We start from the raw sequence: 1,389 nt of genomic DNA, 5'->3' as shown, positions 1-1,389 counted from the left end.
TCGGCTAGGCCCCCTAAATCCGGAGTCCTGACCTACAAGTTTTGTGTTATCGCAGTCCAGCTCATTTTCTTGTGTGTTTACATCGATTTATGGAACTTTGAGGTATCCTCTAGCATTTTGACCCATAACGAAAACTTCATGGGAGCCATATGCTTCAGGCTACCATGCATTCTTCGATAATTATAAAAGTCCATATATTGATCAAGTGCGATAAACGCTTCTTCAAACGTCATAAATTCTCGTCTGCTAAACAAGTCGCGTTCCAATATGCTATGAAATGATTCGATATAGGCATTCATATTGGGAGTCCTTGGGGGAATTCGCTCATGAGTCATCCCCAAGCTCTCACAGGTATCTCCAAACAACTTGCTGACAAATTGAGGCCCATTGTCCGTCCGGATCACGGGGAACGTTTCACCCGGCTGAATGCGGCGCTCTAGGGCACTTATAAGCGTTTGAACGGCATGCTTGGCTTCACAGGTTCGCCCGCAATATTGCCCAACCACCACGCGGTCAAATACATCAATGATGCTAAGAACAAAGAAGAAGCGCTTCTGTCCTACAACGTATCCATACTTGATGTCCATTTGCCACAATTGATTAGAACCGGTAATGAATCGGTTCTTGGGGAGAGTACGCGGGTGCGATGTGACAGGCTTGCGAGCTTTTTGCAGAATGCCGAGTTCTTTGCAAAGACGATACGTTTTCTTTTTGTTAATTATGACTTGGTGAATATCCCGAATGCATTGGCCCAACAGTTTATATCCGTAGACATGTTCTTCGCCTTCAAGCAGCTCAAGGAGCCACTCTTTAATCTGTTCATCGCTAATGGGGATCCCTGTAACAGTTAGAGAGTACCCAGGTGTAGGGCGACCGCGTTTGTCCGTTGATAACGGCTCCGTCTTTGGGGTAGCAGCTCGCTTTTTTCGATCGTAGTATGTCGATTCAGCAATTTCCAAAATCCGCAGAACTACAGCTGTTGGTTCCCCCCGCTTAATGAATGGTTCTGCTACTTCAAGTTTTTCAGATAAGCGGGGTTTTTCTTTTTTACGAGTTCACGTAGGATCTCATTTTCGAGTTCTTTCTCACCAAGCACTTTCATCGCTTTCTCGTATTTTTCTTCAATCTCTTGAAGTCGTTTGAGTTCTTGAAGGTGTTGGTCTGGCAGTGATGTATCCACATCTGTAATCTGATCTCGGTATGCTCGAATCCAGGTTCGAATGGTTTCTGGGTGCAGGTCATACGACCGGGCAAGCACCCCCACCTTAATCCCGGACAGAGCTTCTCTTACTACCTTTAAACGAAATTCATCTTTGGCTTTTCCCATAACTGAATCCTCTCCCTTATTTCCATTGTAAATCCTTGTAGGGGAGGACTCCAGTTTATTTA

2 protein-coding genes are annotated in these 1,389 nt (G+C 45.1%); both read right to left on the bottom strand.

Annotation, left to right across the window (positions count from 1 at the left end):
• Nucleotides 1-77: 77 nt before the first annotated feature.
• A complete protein-coding gene (locus PBA01S_RS22565) occupies nucleotides 78-998 on the bottom strand; it encodes an IS3 family transposase (protein WP_127576780.1) in 921 nt (306 codons plus the stop codon).
• Between the two features lie 11 nt (nucleotides 999-1,009).
• Nucleotides 1,010-1,389 (bottom strand): transposase (locus PBA01S_RS22560; protein WP_218027477.1); only part of this gene is annotated, 380 nt, incomplete at its 5' end.

This window comes from Paenibacillus barengoltzii NBRC 101215, assembly GCF_004000745.1.
In the GTDB taxonomy this organism is placed as follows: Bacteria; Bacillota; Bacilli; order Paenibacillales; family Paenibacillaceae; genus Fontibacillus; species Fontibacillus barengoltzii.
The sequence above is the reverse complement of the archived record's forward strand: the minus strand, read 5'-3'. Positions and strand labels throughout refer to the sequence as shown.